We start from the raw sequence: 4,666 nt of genomic DNA, 5'->3' as shown, positions 1-4,666 counted from the left end.
TCTAGTGTAATGTCAATCAGATAATGTCTAGTGCTGGAGTTTCTTTTTTTAACCCCCTTAAAAAGGGGGTCGCCGCTCAAGCGGCGGGGGGATCTTTATTCGCTGGGAAGAAGAAATCCCCCCTGCCTTTGGCATCCCCCCCTTGTTAAGGGGGGAATATGAATCCAACTTTATTGCATTGACTTAACACTAGTATGTGTCATTCCGATTGGGTTCCCTGCTTTAGCAGGGCATCGGCATCTATTCCCAAAATAAAAACTGTCATCGAGTAGAGAACAATTTCTGTCGGATTCTCCCTACAATTTAATATATATTATACTCCGGGAACCACCATTTTCTACCTTTTTTATCTTGATGAAGGAGATACGTTCTTATGGACGAAAAAAAACCTGATTCTCAGCAGGAAAATACCGGGCCGGAAACAAGAAAATTCAAAGCTGAAGTAAAACAGATTCTCGACATCGTGATTCATTCCCTCTATACGCACCGTGAAATATTCATCCGCGAACTCGTTTCGAATGCCTCGGACGCTCTCGAAAAAATGCGCCACGAAGCCCTTATCCAGAAAAATTACCTGGATAAGGACGCCCCCCACGAGATCCGTATCGAAACCGACAAGGATGCTCACACTCTGACCGTGACCGATACCGGGGTGGGCATGACTCACGATGAGCTGGGGGCCAACCTTGGTACCATAGCCCGGTCCGGCACGAAAGAATTTCTGGAGAGCATCGAAAACCGGGAACAGATCACCCCTGAGCTTATCGGGAAATTCGGGGTGGGATTCTATTCCGCATTCATGGCCGGAGAGAGGGTTACTGTGCGGACGCGGTCGTTCAGGACGAATGCTTCAGGGTACGAATGGGTGAGCGACGGCGCGGGAGAATATACCATCACCGGTGTTGAGAATCTCCCCCGCGGAACCTCGGTGATTGTCAAGCTCAAGGAGGACGCCCGTGAGTATGAGGATGCCGGCCTGGTCAAAAATATCATACGCAAGTATTCCAACTTCGTTTCCTTCCCCATCCTGGTGAACGGCGAGCGGGTAAATACCATTCAGGCCATCTGGCTTAAATCCTCTTCCGAAGTAAGCGACAGCGAGTACAAGGAATTCTTCAAATTCATCTCGAACACGGAAGATGAGCCTCTCTACCGTCTGCACCTCACATCCGATGCGCCGCTCCAGCTTTCCGCCATCCTGTATGTTCCATCCGCCAATATGGAACGGTTCGGTTTCTTCCGGCTGAAACCCATGATCAATCTCTATTCACGTAAGATACTGATCGTCCAGCACGCCGAAGAGCTCGTGCCGGAGTACATGCGGTTTATCACAGGAGTGGTCGATTCGGCTGACCTGGCGCTCAATATCTCCCGTGAGACTCTGCAGGATAACCTGGTTTTCCGCAAGCTGAAAAAATTCCTCGACCGCAGGATAATCCGTTTCCTGGAGGAAGAAGCGAAAAAAGACCCGAAAAAATACCTTGCCTTCTGGGAGAGCTTCGGAATGTTCATCAAAGAGGGAGCGGTGTCCGATTATGAAAACCGCACCGAGCTCTCCGGCCTCCTGCGCTTCCGGTCCGGCACAGCGCAGGAAACCTTCGTTTCCCTCGATGATTACATCGGCCGGCTCAAGGAAGGGCAGAACGCCATATATTACCTCAACGGCAGAACCGTTCAGGAGATCGAGCGGGGGCCTTACCTCTCCGCGTTCATGAAACGCGGCATCGAGGTGCTCTACCTCCATGATCCCATCGATGATTTTGTGATGACATCCCTCGGTCAATACAAGGGGAAACGGCTCATCAGCGCCGATTCGGCGGACATCGAGCTTCCGCCTGCACCGGAAGAGGAAAAGAAGGAGCAGCCTGCCCTTTCCTCCGAAGACGCCCGCGGCCTGCTCTCCTGGATGAAAGATACCCTGGGGGATGCAGCGTCCGAGGTGCGTGAATCCAAACGGAGCATGGACCGGCCTGCAATCGTGGTAAATCCCGAGGAAGGAATGACCGCCTCCATGCGCCGTATACTGAAAGCGGCGGGGCGGGACGCCGGGATGGAGAAGGCTCCGATACTCGAGATCAACACCGGCCATCCGCTCATACATACCCTGAAAAAACTTCGTGAGGGTAAAACGGACAAGGGTTTCCTCCAGGCCTGCGTACGGCAGATATTTGACAATGCGCTTGCCGAGGCTGGTCTCCTGGAAGACCCGAGCATCATGGTGGACCGTGTGTATACCCTCATGGAGCGGGCGCTCAAAGCGGAAGAAGAGAGAGAAGGGTAAAGGAAGAAGACAGGAGACAAAACAGAAGTCCCAATGAGGAAAACGTATGACTCGATCAGAAGAAATAATTCAAGCTGTGAGTAATCACTCTATCATGATTCAAACCATGCTTTCCGACGTGAAACTGGTAGAGGATATCGAACGGGCAGCGCTCATGATAGTGGAATGCATCAATCGGGATGGAACCGTTCTTATCTTCGGGAACGGCGGTTCAGCCGCCGATGCCCAGCATTTCGCTGCAGAGTTGGTCGGAAGATTCGCAATTGAGCGCAGAGGGCTCCAGGCGCTGGCGCTTTCCACCGACACCTCTGTTATGACTTCCATCGCTAACGATTACGGTTTCGAAGAGGTCTTCGCCCGTCAGGTCGAAGCTCTCGGAAGGCCGGGAGATGTAACGATACCTATCTCAACCAGCGGGAATTCCCCCAATATCCTCCGGGCTATCGACGCCTCCCGTAAAAAGGGCATGAAAGTGATAGGCCTTACGGGGGGCGATGGGGGCTCGATGAGATCGAGCTGCGACCTCGCCCTTGTTGTACCATCCGCAGAAACGCCGCGCATTCAGGAAGCTCATGCACTGATTTACCACATTTTATGCGGTCTGATCGAAAAGGAAGTCTGCGGAACAAAAACCACATAATAAAGCCCGCCTTTCGGCGGGCTTCCGGTGTTACCCGGCCAAAGCCTTTTGAATCGCCGGTATAAAATCGTGTATCGTCCCGTACGCCACGATAAAAAACGCGTAGAGCAGGGTGATCACCAAGATAATGTTTCTCCCCATCTTGGCGGTATAATCGCCGACATACTTTCTGTTGTTCACGAAATACAGGATGATGAGCACAGCGAGCGGACACAGGATCAGGTTGCCGACCATGGCGATGATAGCCTTGAGCAGCGCATCGAGCTTCCACAGGGGCGCCAGAATCGCGGGCACCGCGATCCAGAGTGCAAGGGTGATGCGGGAAGCCTTGTTCTCCTGGGTGATCTTCCAGTCTCTTCCCACGATGTCGAGGGTGAAGTACACCATGATCATGGCTACTGAGATCAGCGTAGTGAACGCCGCGGCGAAAAGACCCAGAGAGAAGATACGGTAGGCGAGGAAGCCCATGAAGTCCGGCATGGCGGGAGCGAGCACCATACCGGCCTGCGGCACGGTCGAAATCTGGGAGAAATGGAGGTCCCCGGGCGCTCCAGTCCCTTGGTACTGCAGGTTGAGCGCAAAGTATCCGGCGACAACCACTACCACAGAGAAAGCACCCCAGATGATGCCCATGTTGATGACCGTCTTCTTGAATGACGCCTTGAGATCAACCGCCTTGTAATTGGCGTTGGCGGTGAAATACCCGTAAGCGAGGAACACCGAGGCAGGCAGTGCTTGCCCGGCGATGGACATAAGCTGGGTGAAACCGTTCCGGTACTGTACCGGGTCAGTTCCGGCGATCGGCAGATTGGCGGGAATATTGGGAACGAGGCCTTTGGCGACCTCCACCCAGGTGTGCCAATCCAGAAGCGCCTTTAACGCCACGATGATGAAGCAGACGAGTATTACTAAAAGCAGCCAGGTCATGGATTTTTCCAGGCGTTTGTAACCGCCATAGAGCACAAGCCCGAGGATGAGGAGAAGCAGGGTGATCCCGACAACGATCACTCCCGTAGTGATATCGTTTCTCGCCGGGGGCGCCATTCCGAATACGCCGTAGGTGGCCTCGATCATAACCGAGAACTGGCTCATGTTGACCACGATATTCAGGAGAAATGTGGGGATGAAAATGAACCAGGCAAGCGCAGGATTGATGTCCTTGCGGATCATGTCCATCATTCCTCTGCCGGTCAGGGTGCCGACTCGGGACGCGGAATCAAGACAGAAGATCACCATGGGGATAACATAGAGCGCGCTCCACAGGAGGCTCGTACCAAACCATGCTCCTGCCAGAAGACGGGTGGCGACCGCACCGGCGCCGATCATTCCCGCAGCTACTACTGCGGCTGGCCCGATGACCTCTCTGAAAAATCGTACGAAAATGTTGTTACTGAGAGAGCTTGCCATCCACTTTTCCTCCCGGCGTCCCCGGGAACGCCGTTTTCAGGTGAAATACCCGGTTGAAAAATCGAACAGAATTCACAAAGTCTTAGGCTTGACAGCTTTTCTATTTTAACGTTTTACCATTCCGGTGTCAATGAAAATCGTGAAATAAAGAATCCGGGAGTCAGAATCCGGAATACAAGATAAAACTGGTATGTCGTTTAGCCCGGATTATTCATAAATTTACATAAGTATTTTATCAACTTATTTATAAATAAATACTTATACCTACTTTGAGAAGGCAGCCCCCTAAATCCCCCAGAGGGGGACTTAACATGGTAAATATAATAACACGTAAGTGT

General features: G+C 52.3%; 3 protein-coding genes. 2 read left to right on the top strand and 1 reads right to left on the bottom strand.

The annotated features are described in order from the left end of the window. The first annotated feature begins 373 nt into the window (after positions 1–373). Both htpG and gmhA read left to right on the top strand, forming a co-directional pair. Positions 374–2,281, top strand: coding sequence for a molecular chaperone HtpG (htpG, locus tag Q8O92_01280; protein MDP2981946.1), 1,908 nt, complete (start codon positions 374–376; stop codon positions 2,279–2,281). Between the two features lie 46 nt (positions 2,282–2,327). After that, positions 2,328–2,921 carry a D-sedoheptulose 7-phosphate isomerase gene (gmhA, locus tag Q8O92_01275; protein MDP2981945.1) on the top strand — a complete coding sequence of 198 codons (594 nt, stop codon included), beginning with the start codon at positions 2,328–2,330 and terminating at the stop codon, positions 2,919–2,921. Between the two features lie 30 nt (positions 2,922–2,951). Here gmhA and Q8O92_01270 read toward each other — a convergent pair whose 3' ends face one another. Next, positions 2,952–4,328 carry an Nramp family divalent metal transporter gene (locus Q8O92_01270; protein ID MDP2981944.1) on the bottom strand — a complete coding sequence of 459 codons (1,377 nt, stop codon included), beginning with the start codon at positions 4,326–4,328 and terminating at the stop codon, positions 2,952–2,954. Positions 4,329–4,666 lie beyond the last annotated feature (338 nt).

Source organism: Candidatus Latescibacter sp., from assembly GCA_030692375.1.
GTDB lineage: Bacteria > Latescibacterota > Latescibacteria > Latescibacterales > Latescibacteraceae > JAUYCD01.
Note: the sequence above shows the minus strand (reverse complement) of the source record. Positions and strands in the feature narration are given on the sequence as shown.